Origin of the sequence: Salibacterium lacus (genome assembly GCF_042684865.1) — a bacterium.
In the GTDB taxonomy this organism is placed as follows: Bacteria; Bacillota; Bacilli; order Bacillales; family Marinococcaceae; genus Salibacterium; species Salibacterium lacus.
The window spans coordinates 105,363-123,335 of the sequence record NZ_JBHUML010000002.1; the positions used below are offsets into that span (position 1 = coordinate 105,363).

Sequence of the window (17,973 nt, forward strand, 5' to 3'; positions counted from 1 at the left end):
CGGCGGTTTTGCTGAATTACCGAAGGCACGCAGCAATCACTCAAAAAAAAGACAGAAGAGCCCGTCAGGTTCTTCTGTCTTTTTCCATATTGTAATAAACATCGGCCAGCGCACGTTCGAATTTACCGGTGGTTTTTGGTACATAATATTGATCATGTTTGACAGCATCAGGGAGATACTGCTGGGGAATCCACCCTCTTGCATCATGGTGCGGGTACTGATACGTATTGCCGTGTCCGAGTTTTTCAGCACCTTTGTAGTGAGCGTCTTTCAAATGAAGCGGAATGTCCGGCGTTCCGTGTTTCAGCAGTGCTTCCCGGGCCTGATCAAACGCTGTATAGGCACTGTTTGATTTAGGCGAAAGGCATAGTTCCACGACAGCATCGGCAAGGGGAATTCTTGCTTCCGGAAAGCCGAGACGTTCCGCTGCTTCCACAGCGGCAAGTGCCCTTGGTCCGGCCTGCGGACTGGCAAGGCCGATATCTTCATAGGCGGTAACAACCAGGCGTCTGCCGATGCTGACAAGATCCCCTGCTTCCACCAGCCGGGCGAGATAATGAAGAGCCGCGTTTACATCGCTGCCCCGGATGGATTTTTGGAACGCAGAGAGTACGTCATAGTGGGCATCACCGTCTTTGTCATGCTGGAAGCTTTTTTTCTGAATGCATTCTTCTGCCGCAGCAAGGTCGATGGTAATGGTTCCGTCTTCATCCGGAGGCGTGGAGAGCACCGCCAGTTCCAGAGCACCAAGAGCTGTACGGAGGTCTCCGCCGCCGGCTTCAGCGAGATGACGGGCGGCATCTTGCTGAAGTTCAGCCTGATAGTTCCCGAGGCCGCGCTCTTTGTCCTGAAGAGCATAGTAAAGCGTGTCCATCACCTCTTCGATGGAAAGGCGCTGCAGCTCAAAAATCTGACAGCGGCTCCTGACAGCGGGGCTGATGGCGTGGTAGGGATTGGCTGTCGTCGCGCCGATCATGATAATCAACCCTTTTTCCAGGTGGGGAAGCAGAAAATCCTGCTTCGTTTTATCAAGGCGGTGTACCTCGTCCATAATAACGATCAGCTGGTTGGAGATCTTCGCCTCCTCGACCGCTATTTCCATATCTTTTTTGTTATGTTCGACCGCATTCATCATTTTAAACGGTATATCTGTGCTTCCTGCTACCGCGGAAGCGATGGATGTTTTTCCGGTGCCCGGCGGACCGTACAGAATCATCGACGTCAGTTTTCTCGTCTGAATCATACGCTGAAGCAGTCTGCCTTCGCTGAGAAGGTGGCTCTGCCCGATAACTTCGTCAATAACCCGCGGCCGCATCCGGTACGGGAGCGGCTGCTGTTTATTCATAAGAAACGCTCCTTTTATGCAAGAACATCAGTTCTAATATAACACATTCAACGGAAACATAACAGAGAAAGATGGATCGTATCAATCAGCTCTTATGCAAAAGACGGCCTGTTCATGCTATAATAACAAAGGATTAAATCGAAATAAGCAGAAGCCGGATACCGGGTGTTCTTGATGGGAGACGTAAGATAGGATGGAGAGAGAATTCGCAAAACATGAACACCTTTTGGCAAGGTGGCTTATTTTTATGCTCGGGATCATCATCATGTCCTTTGGCATTGCGCTTATGATCAAAGCCGAACTTGGGAGTGCCCCGTGGGATGTACTCCATGTCGGGCTCCAGCATCAGTTTGGTTTGACCGTCGGTACGTGGAGTATTATTATCGGTATTGTTATTATCGGGCTGTCGTCCCTTATGGAACGACGTCTGCCCCAGGCCGGCAGTGTAGTGAATATGCTTATCGTCGGGATATTTATCGACCTGTTTTTATGGGTCCTGTCCACCCCGGACTCCTTCCTGATGAGACTGCTCATGCTTATGGCGGGAATTATAGTGATAGGATACGGCATCGGTACGTACATTGCTCCGGGATGCGGGGCGGGACCAAGAGACAGTTTAATGCTGGCCCTGCAGAAAAAAACAGGTTGGAAGGTCTCCCGTGTCCGCAGTTTGATGGAAGTGCTAGTTCTTATTATTGGTTGGGTTCTTGGAGGCCCTGTTTTTATAGGAACCATTCTGTTTTCGCTTGGAATCGGGCAGGTGGTGGGATTTACTCTCCCTCAATGCACAATAATGGTGAACCGATTGTTAGGAAGAGGTGGAACGCGTGAAAATATCAACCAAAGGTCGTTACGGACTTACGATTATGATGGCACTGGCTGAAAAGTACGGAGAAGGGCCGGTGTCGCTGAAATCTATTGCAAAAGAACATGAGTTATCAGAACATTACCTGGAGCAGCTGATTGCCCCGCTGCGAAACGCAATGCTCGTAAAAAGTGTCCGCGGTGCGCACGGCGGCTATATGCTGACCAAAAACGCAGCCGACATTACGGCCGGCGACATTATCAGGGTACTCGAAGGCCCGATCAGCCCGGTGGAGGTTCTTGATGATGAAGAACCGGCAAAACGCGATTTGTGGATTAAAATACGGGATGCGGTCAAAGATGTACTGGATAACACAACACTTGAGGACTTGTCTTCGTACAAAGGAGACGACGACCACGAATATTACATGTTTTATATTTAATTCACCAGGCGGGAGGGTGAACCAATGTCCGCTATTTATGTAGACCATGCGGCGACTACACCTGTGTCGCCGGAAGCTGCGGCTGCCATGATGAATGTGCTGCAGTCTGACTTTGGCAATCCGTCGAGCATTCACGCCCACGGAAGACAGGCGCGCAAAACGCTCGACGAAGCACGCCGGACACTGGCGGCCACAATCCATGCCGCTCCGGAAGAACTGGTACTTACAGGAACCGGAACAGAAGCTGATAACCTGGCTGTCACCGGGTACGTGCATGCTCATCAGCATAAAGGAAAACACATTATTACGTCTGCCATAGAACATCATGCCGTGCTGCATACGTGCCAAAAATTAGAAAAAGAAGGATTCGATGTGACGTACCTGCCGGTGGATGAAGAAGGCCGGGTGCATGTTGATCAGGTGAAACAGGCGGTGACAGAAGAGACGATACTGATTACAATCATGCACGCAAACAATGAAGTCGGCACCTTACAACCGGTAGGCGATATTGCAGCGTATGCAGCAGAAGAGAAGATAGCAGTGCATACCGACTCGGTTCAGTCTTATGGACTGGAGAAACTGGATGTGCGTGAAACGCCTGTGACGATGCTTACTGCCTCCTCGCATAAAATAAACGGCCCGAAAGGAGCGGCATTTCTGTATGTACGAAAAGGAACGACGCTCACTCCGGGTGTGACAGGCGGGGAACAGGAACGGAAAAGACGCGCCGGCACGGAAAATGTCCCCGCAGCCGCCGGGTTTGCTGCTGCAGCAGAAGCCGCAGTGGCAGACAGGCACCGGCGCCGGGAACATGCGGAAGCACTTAGAAACTGTTTTCTTGCCTCCTTACGGGAACATGAGGTATCGTTTATGGTAAATGGTCCAAACGATCATTATCTGCCTCATATCGTCAATATTTATTTTCCCGGGATCGAAGTGGAGTCATTTCTGGTACGCCTTGATATGGAAGGGATCTCCGCATCAAGCGGGTCCGCCTGTACCGCCGGATCTGTGGAACCGTCCCACGTCCTGCAGGCGATGTATCAGGACGACAAACGGGCGGAAGCATCTGTGCGCTTCAGCTTCGGAACGGAAAACACAATGGAAGAAATGCAGCGGCTCGCTGCCGTTATAAAAAAGATTACGGACAGCATGATGGTGGATATCTTTTAAATGGGAGGTGAAGTAAATGACTGGAAACAATAAACGACCGGCGGATACAAAAGTGGTTGTCGGTATGTCAGGAGGGGTGGATTCCTCTGTCACGGCCGCCCTTTTGAAAGACGAAGGATACGATGTTATCGGAATTTTTATGAAGAACTGGGACGACACCGATGAAAACGGCGTCTGCACAGCAACGGAAGATTATGACGATGTCATCACCGTCTGCAATCAGCTGGATATCCCGTACTATGCCGTGAACTTCGAGAAAAAATACTGGGATACGGTGTTCACCTATTTCCTGGAGGAGTATCAGGCCGGACGGACGCCGAATCCCGATATTGTGTGCAACAAGGAAATCAAGTTTAAGGCTTTCCTGCAGCACGCCTTAACGCTCGGCGCTGATTATGTGGCCACTGGTCACTATGCCCGTGTGCATACAGAAGAAGACGGCACTGTATCGATGCTGCGGGGAGTGGACTGGAACAAGGACCAGACGTACTTTCTTAATCAGCTCAGCCAAAAACAGCTCTCCCGCGTGATGTTTCCGCTTGGCAGCCTGCAAAAGCAGGAAGTAAGAGACATTGCACGGGAAAAGAATCTGAGCACAGCAGATAAAAAAGACAGCACCGGCATCTGCTTTATCGGCGAGCGGAACTTCAAGGAATTTCTGAAGTCCTACCTGCCCGCGCAGCCGGGAAATATGGTAACACCCGACGGCATCGTCAAAGGTACTCATGAGGGATTGATGTATTACACCCTCGGCCAGCGTCAGGGTCTTGGAATCGGCGGTCCCGGAGAACCGTGGTTTGTGCTCGACAAAAACCTGCCGGACAATGAGCTGATTGTCGGACAAGGATACCACCATGATGGACTTTATTCCGAAGGACTGTATGCTTCAGGATTCAACTGGATCGACCAGGCCGAACGGACAGAGCCGCTCACCGCTGCAGCGAAATTCCGTTACCGGCAGGCCGACCAGGAAGTAACCGTGTATCCAAAAGCGGACGGCAGTGCCTACGTGGCATTTCATGAACCACAGCGCGCCATCACACCGGGACAGGCTGTCGTATTGTATGACGGGGACGTGTGCCTCGGAGGCGCGACGATTGAAGAAGCGGTGAAAACGGGGGAAAGCGTGGTATCGTAACCGCGTTTTCCCTTTTTACTATGACCGCAAAAAGGAGAATCAAGATGGACGAAAATGAACAGGCAATCCAGGCGATATCAGAGGGAGAACTTGAAAAAGCACTGGAACTTCTAAACCAGGCGATCGAAAAAAACCCGGATGACGCGACCGCTTATATTAATTTCGGCAACATCCTGTCCGAAGCCGGAGAACCGGAACGGGCGTTGTCCTTTTACGATCAGGCGCTGAAAATAGATCCGGAGGCGGCTGCAGCTTATTACGGGGCAGGAAATGTGTCTTATAATGCAGAAGAATACGACAAAGCCCTTCACATGTACCAAAATGCCAATAAAGCCGGTCTTGATGACGCCAGTCTGCACTATATGACGGGCCTCACCTATTATCAGACGGAGAAAATCCCCCATGCGCTTGCGTGCTTTCAGCGGGCGGTGGAATGCGACGAGACCGACACCGAAGCGCGCTTTTACTACGGGATGTGTCTCGCACAGACCGAACAGATTGAGGAAGCCGCAGCACAGCTGAAGCATGTGGTTGAAGAGGACGAGACGCACGCAGATGCGTGGTACAACCTCGGGGTGGCACGTCTTATGAACGAGGAAGTGGACCGTGCCATCTTTTGTTTCGATAAAGCCGTCGAAGCACAGCCCGATCATATGCTGGCCCGTAATGGACGGGAACAGGCGGAAAAACTACGGGAAGAATAAGGCCCGGAAGGTGGTTATCATGACGAATGTTTCCATGGCCGGAGAATCTTATATCAGTGGCACGGTTATACATATTATTTTTCGGAATGAAGAAAACGGCTATACCGTGCTGCTTGTGAAAGTCCAGGAAGCCTCTGAAGACTGTCAGGAAAATAAGGTTACAGCGGTCGGCCATTTTCCGGTTATTGAAACCGATGAACGATACCGTTTTGAAGGACAATTTAAGGAGCACCCCCGATTCGGGCGCCAGTACCACGTACAGACGTTTCAAAAAGAACTGCCGACCGAACGGGAGGCTTTCATCCATTATCTGGCGAGTGACCGGTTTCCGGGCATCGGAGAAAAAACAGCGGAAAAGATGGTGGATACATTTGGTGAAAATGTCATTACCATCATTCTGGACGACAAAGAAAAGCTGAAAAAAATAAAAGGGCTGAATGAAAAGACAAGGCAGAAAATTTATGAAGCGATGCTTGAAAATCAGGGGATGGAAAGGGCCATGACGATGCTGACCCAATACGGGTTTGGAATGGATCTGGCTGTTAAAATATATCATGCATACCGTGAAACGACATTTGATGTTATTCAGGAAACACCGTACAAGCTCGTGTGGGATGTGGAAGGTATCGGGTTTGTAAAAGCCGACCGGCTCGGCCGCAGTATGGGAATCGGCCTGGATGATCCGGAGCGTTTGAAAGCAGGCCTTCTGTATGTGTTGTATGAAAAAACCATGCAGGGTGGCCATGTTTATGTTCCGCACGAGTATCTGCTGGCCGAAACCGGAGTGCTTTTAAGCGGAGAGGATTTCCAGGTGGATACGGAGATGCTTCAAGCACCGCTTCTGCATTTAATGGAAGAAGACCAAATGGTGGAAGAAGAACAGCGGGTGTACCTGCCGTCTCTCTATTTCGCAGAAAAGGGTTTTGTAACGAAAATAAGACACATGACCGCTTTTCAGGAAACAGAGGTTTCCTACTCCGAAGCAGAATTTCTGAAAGCCCTGGGGGAAACCGAAGAAGAGTTCGACATTGAATACGCAGAGCACCAAAAAGAAGCAATCAGACAGGCTCTCTCTTCTCAGCTCATGATATTGACGGGTGGTCCCGGGACCGGAAAGACAACCGTAATCCGTGCGATTGTGCAGATGTTTTCCAAACTACACGAGTTTTCACTGGACCGCACGAAATACAAAAAAGATGAACCGTTCCCGGTGCTGCTGGCAGCTCCGACCGGCAGAGCAGCAAAACGGATGAAAGAATCCACCGGTCTGGAAGCTTCCACCATTCATAAATTACTGGGGTACAGCGGCGAAGGAGAAGAAGACGTATTTGAAAAAGACGAAGACGAACCGCTGGAAGGAAAACTGCTTGTTGTAGATGAAGTGTCGATGGTTGACATGTGGCTGGCAAACCAGTTGTTCCGCTCTATTCCAGAAGGCATGCAGGTGATACTCGTCGGGGACGAAGATCAGCTTCCCTCGGTCGGCCCGGGGCAGGTGCTGACTGATCTTATGGAGTCAGGCATAGTGCCGGTTACCGCCCTGTCTGTCGTGTACCGCCAGGCGGAAGGATCGTCCATTATCCAGCTGGCCCACTCCATTAAACAGGGAGCGCTGCCGCAGGATCTGCCGGAGGCCTATGAAGACCGGCGCTTTTTCCCCTGCAGCAGAGATAATGCAGCTGACCTGATTGAGCAGGTATGTGCCGGAGCGTTTAAAAAAGGATACCCGCCGATGGATATTCAGGTGCTGGCACCGATGTATAAAGGCCCGGCCGGCGTGCACGAGCTGAACCGGAGGCTGCAGCAGCTGTTCAATCCCCCGGAGAGTAAATCGCGGAAAGTGACATTCGGCGATGCGGTCTACTCGAAGGGAGATGTCATTTTACAGCTCGTCAATAACCCGGAAGAGCAGGTATACAACGGAGACCGGGGGATGGTGGAAGCAATTTTTGAAGCAAAAGAAACCGTCGATAACCAAATGCAGATTGTTCTTTCTTTTGAAGGAAAGGAAGTCACCTATTCCCGTCAGGATCTAAACCAGATTATGCTTGCCTATTGTTCATCGATTCATAAAGCACAGGGCAGTGAATTTCCGATTGTCGTTGCACCTGTGTTGATGTCCTACCGGAGAATGCTGAAACGTAACCTGCTGTACACAGCCATAACGAGAGCGCGGGATTATCTGATTATAGCCGGGGAGGAGCGTGCCATCCGGTTTGCGATTGAAAATGAAAGCAAAGATGAACGGTATACGATGCTGAAAGAAAAACTGACAGAAAAAGAAGAATCAGATCCGGAAGAAGTGGAAGACATCTGAATGAAGCTGCTGTTGTGGTCCGTTTTCCACGTATAGAAAAGAACAGGTAAGGGCAGGATGGATACTGTTTTTAAAATCATAATGAAAAGGAACGGTATGCCTTATGCACTGCCCATACTGCAAATCAAAGTTAACGGGAAAACTCGGAACAAATCATTATTACTGCTGGGACTGTTTCGTCGAATGGACGGTGGAAAACGGGGAATACACCCTTTATCAAGTCGAAGAAGACGGTTCTCTGTGCTGCCTGGACGATCTGTTTGGAAAGCACTGGTACCTTGAAGACGAAGGGTAATCAGTAATCGTTTGTTTTTCCGGAATTGACGGAAGGTTCGTGATAGCGGTATTCATAAAGCGCCTGTTTTTGTTCCATCCTAATCAAAAAGGGGTGGAACTGTTTATGAAGCCTGAACGAATAGGAATATGGACGCAGCGTCTTGTCATTATTGCTTTAATCTTCGTGCTCTTGTATGTTGTCTACCTGCTCCAGCCGGTGTGGATGCCGGTTCTCGGCATGGCTTGGAGAGTGCTTTTTCCTTTTTTGACGGCTGCCATAATTGCTTATCTGCTGCATCCCCTGATTGATGTGCTGCACAAATGGCACGTTCCCCGCCCGCTGGCTATATTATCCGTGTACATCTTTTTTTTCGGCGGCGGAAGCTGGCTCATCTGGTATTACAGTCCGGTCGTTGTTCAGGAATTGCAGCGCTTTATCCAAAGTCTGCCGTTTTATATAGATCAGACATATGAATGGATGACGAAGTTTCACCGCCGGGTGGACATGCTTCCTTCCGGGGTTCATGATCACATTGAACTGTCCTTTCGGGAAACAGAGAAAAGAGCAGCTGAAACACTGCGTGGGTTGGCAGGACGCTGGAAAGACCTGCTGGATGCTGCAGTGACACTGATTCTCCTGCCTTTTCTCGTGTTTTATCTATTAAAAGATTACCGCGCCTTTCAGAAACTCGTGAAGCGGTATACCCCTCGGAAATGGCAGGATGAAGCCCACCTGCTTGCTGTTTCCATCGATGAGGCACTAGGAAGTTATATCCGCGGCCAGTTTATCGTAGCCGGTACGGTTGGTCTGCTGTCGACAGTTGCTTTGTTTTGGATGGACATACCAAGCGCGCTTATACTCGGACTTTTTATCGGCTTGACCGATATCATCCCTTACTTCGGGCCGATACTTGGAGCTGTACCTGCGGTTATTGCAGCCGGCACGGTATCGATGAGCAAAGCCGTACTGACCGGAGCTGTACTTTTTGTTATCCAACAGGTGGAGGGCAATCTACTGTCCCCCTATATTGTCGGCAGAAATGTCCATATGCACCCGTTGATGATCGTATTTGCTCTTCTGCTGGGATTTGAAACAGCCGGGGTAATCGGCCTGCTTCTGGCTGTCCCGCTGTTCGTCGTTGTCCACCACGTGATTCGTACGTTTCATTCTTATAAAAACGGCAGAGAGAATGAAGATTGACATATATCGTGATATCTTATATAACTAAAGAAGCATGGAAATACCATATGAAACGTGAAGATGGGAAAAGTAGACGAAACCCCCCGTACAGAGACCGTTTTACGAGGCTGCGATAAGACGGCGGGACGTTCCGTTGAAAGCTGTCCCGGAGCGCAGATAAACACTGCCGTAACGCTGCGTTAAAGCGTAAAAGTTGACAGGCTCTCTGGTGGAGTCTGTAAACAGGGTGGTAACGCGAGACATCTCGTCCCTGCATGGAGCGGGACGGGATTTTTTTCGTACATATATAATGAAGACAGGAGGAATCATGGTATGACGGTTCATACGTCTGCAGAAGTAAGACAGCAGTTTCTTGATTTTTTCAAAGAAAAAGGACATGATGTAGAGCCAAGCGCATCGCTTGTGCCTCACGAAGATCCGACTCTTCTCTGGATAAACAGCGGAGTGGCGACGCTCAAAAAATATTTTGACGGCCGTGTCATTCCCGGGAACCCGAGAATGGTGAACGTCCAGAAGTCGATCCGCACCAACGATATTGAAAATGTCGGCAAGACAGCAAGGCATCATACCTTTTTTGAAATGCTTGGGAATTTCTCCATCGGAGACTACTTCAAAAAAGAAGCCATTGAATATGCCTGGGAGTTTCTGACGAGTGAGCGCTGGATTGGGTTTGAAGAGGAACGGCTTTCGGTGACTGTTCATCCGGAAGATGAGGAAGCTTATGAGTACTGGAAAAATGATATCGGTATTCCTGAAGAGAGAATCATCCGCCTGGAGGAGAATTTCTGGGATATCGGGGAAGGCCCGAGCGGCCCGAACACAGAAATATTCTATGACCGCGGACCGGCGTACGGGAGTGACGCGGCAGATCCGGAGCTTTATCCCGGAGGCGAAAACGAGCGGTACCTTGAAATATGGAACCTCGTTTTCTCCCAGTTCAACCATAACCCGGACGGAACCTACACCCCGCTCCCAAAGAAAAATATTGATACAGGTATGGGTCTGGAGCGGATTGTATCTGTCATTCAAAAAGCACCGACCAACTACGATACGGATCTGTTTCTCCCGATTATCCACCGTACCGAACAGATTGCCGGGGTGACGTACGGCTCGTCAGACGACAATGATACAGCACTGAAAGTCATTGCCGATCACATCCGTACCGTTAGTTTTGCGATCGGGGACGGGGCGCTTCCTTCCAACGAAGGACGGGGATACGTGCTCCGGCGGCTGCTGCGCCGGGCTGTCCGGTACGCCAAAATGATCGGACTGGAACGGGCGTTCATGTTTGAACTGGTTCCTGTTGTCGGAGAAATCATGGAAGATCATTATCCCGAAGTGAAGGAAAAAGAAGCGTTTGTTCAAAAAGTCATAAAAAATGAAGAAGAACGTTTTCACGAGAGGTTGAGTGAAGGTCTTGCCATTCTCTCGGATATCATGAAAAAAGAGAAAGAAAACAACAGCAGTGTTATTTCCGGTAAAGATGTGTTCCGGCTCTATGACACGTATGGTTTCCCTGCAGATCTTACGGAAGAGTACGTAACCGAAGAAGGGTTCTCCATCAACGAGCAGGAATTCGAAGAAGAGATGCAGGCCCAGCGTGACCGGGCACGTGCAGCCAGAAAAGACAGTGGATCCATGCAGACACAGGATGCCGTGTTGTCTGACATAACGGTCGAAAGCACATTCATAGGGTATGACATGCTGCAGACAAAAGCAAAGATACAGGTGATGGTGCACGACAAGGAAGTCATTGACACGATTTCAGAAGGGATGACGGCCCATGTCATCCTGGACCAGACTCCGTTTTACGCCGAAAGCGGCGGTCAGGTCGCGGATAAGGGAGTCCTTTATCACAATGAGGCAACAGCGGATGTAGTCGATGTCCAAAAAGCACCGAACGGCCAGAACCTTCATACCATTACCGTAACCAAAGGCTCATTCGGGACGGGTGCGGATGTAGACGCCGTTGTGGAAGAACGCAGCCGCGTGGATATCGTGAAAAACCACACAGCCACCCATCTTCTGCATCAAGCGCTTAAAGACGTTCTCGGGGAACACGTCAAGCAGTCCGGTTCTCTTGTTGAACAGGACTACCTCCGCTTTGACTTTTCCCATTTCGGGCAGGTTACCCCGGAAGAAATGGAACAGATCGAACAAATGGTAAACGATAAAGTCGCCCGTGCGATTCCGGTTGTCATTGAAGAAATGAAGCTGGAAGAAGCAAAAGACATGGGAGCCATGGCGCTGTTCGGGGAAAAATACGGAGAAGACGTACGTGTGGTGCAGGTCGATGATTACAGTATCGAACTGTGCGGCGGCTGTCACGTTAATAACACGGCGGAAGTCGGCATTTTTAAAGTGGTGTCGGAAGCCGGTATCGGCGCCGGGGTCCGCCGTATAGAAGCCGTAACCGGCAGAAAGGCATTTGACTACATTAATGAACAATTGTCCCTTTTGGAAGAAACAGGCGCACTGCTGAAAGCCAAGACAGTAAAAGAAGTGCCGCAGCGCGTCGAAGCTCTGCAGCAGCAGGTGCGGGAGCTGCAGCGTGAGAACGAATCCCTGTCTTCCAAACTCGGCAACATCGAAGCAGGCAGCCTGATGAATGAGGGGGTGACTGTTGACGGTGTGTATGTCATTGCCAAAGAAGTACAGGCTCCGGATATGGACGCTCTGCGAAACACAATGGATGAATTGAAACAACAGCTGGATTCCGGTATTATTGTGCTCGGCACTGTTAATGAAGGAAAAGTCAACATCACTGCCGGTGTAACGAAAGACTTGATAGAACGGGGCTATAAAGCAGGGGATATCGTGAAACAGACTGCTTCCATCTGTGGAGGAGGCGGCGGTGGCCGTCCGGATATGGCACAGGCCGGCGGCAAAAATCCGGATAAACTTCCGGAGGCTCTGGCAGCCGTGGAAGACATCGTCCGTCGTTCATAAGACACCAATTGTTTGCGTTTTGAGATCCGGGCGCAGATGTCTGCGTCCTTTGGATCTGCAGGAGGAAGGTTCATTCTACGCCTGTACAGGATGCCGTCTGCTTTTCTCAAATCCATTTCCTAAACAGGGATAATTAGTGTACAATAAGGACAGGCTTAAAACGGCTGTTACGGTTGATACCGTACGTTCAGAAAGCGGAAGTATGTAGGCAGAGGAGGTGTATGGAATGGATTATAATGACAGCACCATGAAGTTTAATGTCCAGGACGAAACGACGGACAAAGACGCGGGGGATGTACTGCTGGCGGTATATGATGCCCTTGAGGAAAAAGGGTACAATCCCATCAATCAGATCGTCGGCTACCTGTTGTCCGGTGATCCTGCATACATTCCAAGATATAAAGAAGCCAGGACGCTGATTCGTAAATTGGAACGTGATGAAATTATAGAGGAACTGGTACGTTCTTATTTAACAGCGCACAGGAAGGAGAACGAATGAAGGTACTGGGGATCGATGTTGGAAATAAGCGCATAGGAGTGGCAGTATCCGATGCGCTGAGGTGGACCGCACAGGGACTGGAGACGATTCACGTCAAGGGGGAAGATCCCCTGGAATCGTTCCCCCGTATTCATGAACTTCTAAAAGAACATGAAGCACATGAAGTTGTCGTCGGACTTCCAAAAAACATGAACGGAACAATTGGACCGCGCGGAGAACAGTGTCTGGATTTCGCGGAAAAATTAAGAGAAGAGTATGATGTGCAGGTTTCCATGTATGATGAAAGACTGACCACCCGGGCCGCAGAACGGACCTTGATTGAAGCGGATGTCAGCCGGAAAAAAAGGAAAAAAGTGGTCGACAAAATGGCTGCCGTCATGATTTTACAGGGATACTTAGATCAGGAACAATCAGGTTCCATATAATGGAGGTATAAAAATGGCTGAAGAAGAAAATGAGCGTATTGTGATTCCGGACGAGGATGGAAATGAACATTTATTTGACCTGCTTTTTACGTTTGATGTGAATGAGACAGGTTATTCCTACATGGTACTCACGGCTGCCGGGGATCAGGAGAGCGAAGAGGAAGAAATTGAAGTGTTTGCTTTCCGGTATGAAGAAGGAGAAGAAGAGGGCGAAGAATTATCTCTTTATCCGATCGAAAGCGATGAAGAGTGGCAAATGGTCGAAGAGATGGTTGAAACGTTCAGTGCAGAGGAAGATGAGGAATAAGTTTTTTCCTTCCAAAAGTCTTGCGGAGCAGTGCTCCGCAGGATTTTTTTTCGTCTCCAGGGGATTATTGACGGATACTGTATAATGGAATCGATGGGAGGGGAAAACAGCAATGTTTCGACGAACAACAAAAGAGGGCCTGACAGAAAAAGAGAGGCAGGCCGGTATTGTCAGAAAAATCATTCTAATTACCCTGGCTGTTCTTGTGACGCTGGCCGCGGCAGCTGCTATCGGGGGCTGGCTGTACATATCATCTTCTTTGGAGCCGGTGGACAAAGACTCTGAAGAGCAGGTGTCAGTGGAAATACCAATTGGTTCGAACGCTTCCGACATAGGTTCCATACTCGAGGATGCAGACGTAATAAAGAATGGGATGGTATTTCAGTACTACGTGCGCTATAAGAACGAACAAGGATTTCAGGCGGGCACGTATGAATTGTCTCCTTCCATGAATATAGATACTATTATTGACCAGCTGAAAGAAGGAACAATGATGAAAGAGCCCTCTTTTTCCTTTACGATTCCGGAAGGAACGTGGTATAAGGGTATCGTTCAGACGATGGCAGAGGCGGGCCCCCATGACGTCGAAGAAATCAGGACAAAGCTTGCCGATGAAGAGTATCTGAATCAGCTGATTGAAGAACACGATGCTTTAACAGACACGGTGTTGAATGAAGAAATACGACATCCACTCGAAGGCTATCTGTTTCCTGCCACCTATGAATTTGTTGACGAAAATGCATCAATTGAAGAAATCACCACCCGCATGATTGAACAAACAGAGGAAATTATGGTAGAATTTTCGGAACAAGTGGAGGAGTCGGATTATACGTTCCATGAACTCTTGACACTTGCTTCCATTGTCGAACGGGAAGCCAGGCAGGAAGAAGATCGTCCGAAAATTGCCGGCGTACTGTTCAACAGACTGGAAGAAGGAATGCGTCTGGAAGTAGATCCAACGGTTTCTTATGCGATGGGAGAGCATAACTACATGACGTCTACAGAAGATCTGCAAACGGATTCTCCTTTTAACACGTATCAACATACCGGAATTCCCCCGGGACCGATTGCCAGTCCGGGACGTTCTTCCATTGAGGCTGTCATGAATCCTGAAGATAATACCTATCTTTTTTTCTATGCACGGCCGGGCGGAGAAGTCATTTATAATGAAAAGTATGAGGACCACCGCGAGGTTCAGGAGCAATACCGGCAGGAATGGGTGGAAGCCCGGGAGGAATAAGGGAAACATGGCGGACAAGAGGTCATAAATGAATCCGCAGAACGGCTTCTCCGATCCACAAAGGGGGAGGCCGTATTTTGTAGTAAAAATAAAAAGGGAATCCCTGTAAAACAAACAGGGATGTCTGTTTTCACTCCCAAAATCAAAAATACAGAGGACAGCTTATGAAAGATCAATCAGCAATACAAACGTACATGGAATGTCTGCACGGAGACGATCATACACTTTTTCGTAACATGGAGGCTTTGGCACAGCACGAAAACATTCCCATTATGGAAAAAGACGCGATGGAAGTTGTGCTGCAGCTTTTAAAGCTCCATGACAGCCGCCGCATTCTGGAAATAGGAACAGCAATCGGCTATTCCGCCCTGCGGATGGCCTCGGCCCTGCCTGACGCGCGTATCATATCCGTGGAAAAGAATGAAACAGCACATGCAAGAGCGCTTGAATTCAGGGAAAGAAGCGGTTTGGCGGACAGAACGTCTTTTTACGCATGTGATGCCCTCGATGGGGAGGCGTTTCTTGACGAAGAAGATGCGTTTGATGTACTCTTTATTGATGCTGCAAAGGGAAGGTACAGAGATTTTTTTGATACGTATTTTCCTTATGTAAAAAAGAACGGACTGGTGATCAGCGATAACGTGTTCTTCAGGGGGCTGACAGCAGAGCCGGAGAAAGCTTCCGGAAGGCTGCGGCCGATGGTCGATAAAATCCGGACCTTTAATGACTATCTATCCGCCCATCCGGATGTACGGACGTCGTTTCTTCCTGTGGGAGACGGTGTGGCTGTCAGTAAAAAGACGTAAAAAGACGTAAAAACGTTTGAAATTCAGCCGGAGGATGCGTATGATAATGGCAGTATAAGCCAAATGTTGTTTGCTTTTCCGGCTTCCTTAAAAGATGATCATGCAGGAACATTAATTGGAAAGAGGAGTGACAGTGATATGGCAGAAGAAAAACAGCACTACATGACAGAAGAAGGGAAACGTAAACTCGAAGAAGAATTTGAACAATTAAAAACAGAAAAACGGCAGGAAGTCGTTGAACGAATAAAAATTGCGCGTAGTTTCGGTGATCTCTCGGAAAACTCGGAATACGATGCGGCCAAAGATGAACAGGCGTTTGTAGAAGGACGTATCAATCAAATCGAGCAGATGCTGAAAAACGCTGTTATTATAGAAGAAGACACGACGAATAATTCGGAAGTCGCACTTGGAAAGTCAGTGAGATTCAAAGAAATTCCGGAGGGGGACGAAGAGGTGTACACCATTGTTGGAAGCGCTGAATCTGATCCACTGGAAGGAAAAATATCCAATGACTCCCCGATGGCCCAGAGTCTTCTCGGACGCAAGGTAGGCGACCGCGTTACCGTGAATACGCCTGGTGGAGAATTCAACGTTGAAATCGTGGAAGTAACGTAACGTTTTTCCCTTTATGAAGGAGAGAGCAGTGTCTGCCCGGCGGACACTGCTCTCTTTTCGGTCCTGGATCTATTATGATAACGGCACTGTTATAGGAAAAACGGTATAATTTCTATTTTCCCCTCGCCACATCGGAAAAAATTTTATATGATATGGGTAGACACGTTATGGAAATAGACCATACAGGCAGGTGAGAAGGATGAACAATGACCAGGGATTTAATGAGCAGAATCGATATGAGATGAGAAGACGAAAGCGCATGAACCGTGTTTTGAATGTCTCTATACTGGCAGTAGGGGCGCTTATTCTGTTTTTTGCGGTCCAGCTGTTTCTGCCGGGAAGTCAGGAAACTGCGGAAAATGACGTGTCAGAGCCGCAGCAGAGTGAAGAGACAGAGCCATCGGAAAAGGAGACAACCGAAGAACAGACGGCTCCGGAGCAGGAACAGACCGCACCGGATGAGAACCAGAACACGAACAATCAGCAGGAAAATCAAAACCAGGACAACCAGCAGAATGAAAACCAGACGCAGGAAAATAGGGACTCAAATGAGGGCCGTTCGACAGAAGACAGCAGCAATAACGATACAGACAGCGAAGAAAGTGACAACGGCGAAAATGCTGTTTCCATTCCTGAAGGCGGCGGTCCAGATCAGGAAGAATGGGAGCCGATTGGTACAGAACAGTCCGGCTCGTTCCGTCATGATTTCGACTCAAGCAGTCAGAACTGGGCGGAAATGGAAGCTGCACTTCGTTACGCTTCCGGAATAAGCAGCGGCGAAGCTGAAGTATGGCGTATTGAAAACGGCGGAGGATCCAATCGAGCCGTAGGATATATAAGTACGTACGAAAACAGACAGACACCTTACAAAGTAACAATCGAATTTGTGGAAGACGAAGGATGGAAACCGGTAAATATAGAGCGGGCGGATTCCAATCCGGAATTATAAAAATAAACAAGCCGGAAAGGGACGTATAGGAAAATGAAAATAGCAGTAATCGGTGCGATGGATGAAGAAGTGGAATTGTTAAAATCGAAACTCGAAAACCGCCGCGAAGAAGAAAGCGGCGGCACCCGGTTTTTTTCAGGGAAGATGTACGGAGCGGATGTGGTGCTTATCCAGTCGGGCATCGGCAAGGTGAACGCAGCCGCTGCCACAACGCTTGTACTTGAAAAATACAAGCCGGATCTTGTGATCAATACCGGATCCGCGGGCGGGCTTAACCCCGAGCTGAACGTCGGGGACCTCATCGTTTCCAAAGAAGTGCGCTATAACGATGTAGATGCTACAGTATTTGGGTACGAATACGGCCAGGTTCCGCGCATGCCTGCTGGATACAGTGCTGACGCGGAACTGGTGGAAGAAACATTAACAGCCGCCTCCGCAGAACATATTCCTGTCAGAGACGGCCTTATTCTGTCGGGTGATTCGTTTATGAGCTCCGACAGCCGGATTGCATTTTTGAAAGAAACGTTTGAAGAGCCGCAGTGTGCAGAAATGGAAGCAGGAGCCATTGCCCATGTCTGTTACCGCTTTGATGTGCCGTTTGTTATTATACGAGCGCTCAGTGATGTGGCGGGAAACGATGCAAAACAGTCCTATGAGGAGTTTCTCGTACAGGCGTCAGAGAACTCAGCAGCCCTTGTGTCAGCGCTCATTGAGCAGAAAATGAATTAGGAGGAAAATGCCGGCATTCCCTCCAAAAACGGCCGGATCTTCTTTCTCTTTAT

The 17,973-nt window shown here is 49.0% G+C and carries 19 protein-coding genes; 17 read left to right on the forward strand and 2 right to left on the reverse strand.

The window, feature by feature from the left end; translation table 11 throughout:
- Nucleotides 1-64: 64 nt before the first annotated feature.
- Complete coding sequence (locus ACFSUB_RS00940) at nt 65-1,345, reverse strand: replication-associated recombination protein A (protein WP_380711313.1); 1,281 nt, start codon at nt 1,343-1,345, stop codon at nt 65-67.
- A 193-nt stretch (nt 1,346-1,538) separates the two neighbouring features.
- On the opposite strand from ACFSUB_RS00940, the gene ACFSUB_RS00945 reads away from it, so the two are divergent.
- The 8 genes from ACFSUB_RS00945 (at nt 1,539) to ACFSUB_RS00980 (ending at nt 9,401) form a co-directional block, all read left to right on the forward strand.
- The gene (locus ACFSUB_RS00945; RefSeq protein WP_380711314.1) at nt 1,539-2,228 is read left to right on the forward strand and encodes a YczE/YyaS/YitT family protein; all 690 of its coding nucleotides are present in this window, start codon (nt 1,539-1,541) and stop codon (nt 2,226-2,228) included.
- A complete protein-coding gene (gene cymR, locus ACFSUB_RS00950; protein ID WP_093337724.1) occupies nt 2,173-2,592 on the forward strand; it encodes a cysteine metabolism transcriptional regulator CymR in 420 nt (139 codons plus the stop codon). The genes ACFSUB_RS00945 and cymR overlap by 56 nt, the downstream gene beginning before the upstream one ends.
- A 24-nt stretch (nt 2,593-2,616) precedes the next feature.
- Nucleotides 2,617-3,765: a cysteine desulfurase family protein gene (locus ACFSUB_RS00955; protein WP_380711315.1), complete on the forward strand. Its 1,149-nt coding sequence runs from the start codon at nt 2,617-2,619 to the stop codon at nt 3,763-3,765.
- Nucleotides 3,766-3,781: 16 nt separating this feature from the next.
- The gene (mnmA, locus tag ACFSUB_RS00960) at nt 3,782-4,903 is read left to right on the forward strand and encodes a tRNA 2-thiouridine(34) synthase MnmA (RefSeq protein ID WP_380711316.1); all 1,122 of its coding nucleotides are present in this window, start codon (nt 3,782-3,784) and stop codon (nt 4,901-4,903) included.
- A gap of 44 nt (nt 4,904-4,947) precedes the next feature.
- The gene (locus tag ACFSUB_RS00965; RefSeq protein ID WP_380711317.1) at nt 4,948-5,607 is read left to right on the forward strand and encodes a tetratricopeptide repeat protein; all 660 of its coding nucleotides are present in this window, start codon (nt 4,948-4,950) and stop codon (nt 5,605-5,607) included.
- Nucleotides 5,608-5,626: 19 nt separating this feature from the next.
- Nucleotides 5,627-7,924 (forward strand): SF1B family DNA helicase RecD2, encoded by a 2,298-nt coding sequence (gene recD2 / locus ACFSUB_RS00970; RefSeq protein WP_380711318.1) that lies wholly within the window; start codon nt 5,627-5,629, stop codon nt 7,922-7,924.
- A 103-nt stretch (nt 7,925-8,027) separates the two neighbouring features.
- A complete protein-coding gene (locus tag ACFSUB_RS00975) occupies nt 8,028-8,219 on the forward strand; it encodes a hypothetical protein (protein WP_380711319.1) in 192 nt (63 codons plus the stop codon).
- Nucleotides 8,220-8,324: 105 nt separating this feature from the next.
- On the forward strand, nt 8,325-9,401 hold the full coding sequence (locus tag ACFSUB_RS00980) for an AI-2E family transporter (RefSeq protein WP_380711320.1): 1,077 nt from the start codon (nt 8,325-8,327) through the stop codon (nt 9,399-9,401).
- A gap of 99 nt (nt 9,402-9,500) precedes the next feature.
- Here ACFSUB_RS00980 and ACFSUB_RS00985 read toward each other — a convergent pair whose 3' ends face one another.
- A complete protein-coding gene (locus ACFSUB_RS00985; protein WP_380711321.1) occupies nt 9,501-9,644 on the reverse strand; it encodes a hypothetical protein in 144 nt (47 codons plus the stop codon).
- 69 nt (nt 9,645-9,713) lie between these two features.
- On the opposite strand from ACFSUB_RS00985, the gene alaS reads away from it, so the two are divergent.
- From alaS to mtnN, 9 genes are all read left to right on the forward strand, one after another.
- Nucleotides 9,714-12,350 (forward strand): alanine--tRNA ligase, encoded by a 2,637-nt coding sequence (gene alaS, locus ACFSUB_RS00990; RefSeq protein WP_380711322.1) that lies wholly within the window; start codon nt 9,714-9,716, stop codon nt 12,348-12,350.
- A 226-nt stretch (nt 12,351-12,576) separates the two neighbouring features.
- Nucleotides 12,577-12,849 (forward strand): IreB family regulatory phosphoprotein, encoded by a 273-nt coding sequence (locus ACFSUB_RS00995; RefSeq protein WP_090925686.1) that lies wholly within the window; start codon nt 12,577-12,579, stop codon nt 12,847-12,849.
- Nucleotides 12,846-13,274 carry a Holliday junction resolvase RuvX gene (gene ruvX, locus ACFSUB_RS01000; protein WP_380711323.1) on the forward strand — a complete coding sequence of 143 codons (429 nt, stop codon included), beginning with the start codon at nt 12,846-12,848 and terminating at the stop codon, nt 13,272-13,274. The genes ACFSUB_RS00995 and ruvX overlap by 4 nt, the downstream gene beginning before the upstream one ends.
- A 13-nt stretch (nt 13,275-13,287) precedes the next feature.
- Nucleotides 13,288-13,581, forward strand: coding sequence for a DUF1292 domain-containing protein (locus ACFSUB_RS01005; RefSeq protein ID WP_380711324.1), 294 nt, complete (start codon nt 13,288-13,290; stop codon nt 13,579-13,581).
- 112 nt (nt 13,582-13,693) lie between these two features.
- Nucleotides 13,694-14,821 (forward strand): endolytic transglycosylase MltG, encoded by a 1,128-nt coding sequence (mltG, locus tag ACFSUB_RS01010; RefSeq protein WP_380711325.1) that lies wholly within the window; start codon nt 13,694-13,696, stop codon nt 14,819-14,821.
- A 164-nt stretch (nt 14,822-14,985) separates the two neighbouring features.
- On the forward strand, nt 14,986-15,627 hold the full coding sequence (locus ACFSUB_RS01015) for an O-methyltransferase (protein WP_380711326.1): 642 nt from the start codon (nt 14,986-14,988) through the stop codon (nt 15,625-15,627).
- A 138-nt stretch (nt 15,628-15,765) separates the two neighbouring features.
- Nucleotides 15,766-16,242 carry a transcription elongation factor GreA gene (gene greA, locus ACFSUB_RS01020; protein WP_380711327.1) on the forward strand — a complete coding sequence of 159 codons (477 nt, stop codon included), beginning with the start codon at nt 15,766-15,768 and terminating at the stop codon, nt 16,240-16,242.
- 199 nt (nt 16,243-16,441) lie between these two features.
- Entirely contained in the window at nt 16,442-17,191 is a 750-nt protein-coding gene (locus ACFSUB_RS01025) for a YrrS family protein (protein WP_380711328.1), read from the forward strand.
- Nucleotides 17,192-17,224: 33 nt separating this feature from the next.
- Complete coding sequence (mtnN, locus tag ACFSUB_RS01030; protein WP_380711329.1) at nt 17,225-17,920, forward strand: 5'-methylthioadenosine/S-adenosylhomocysteine nucleosidase; 696 nt, start codon at nt 17,225-17,227, stop codon at nt 17,918-17,920.
- The last annotated feature ends 53 nt before the right edge of the window (nt 17,921-17,973 follow it).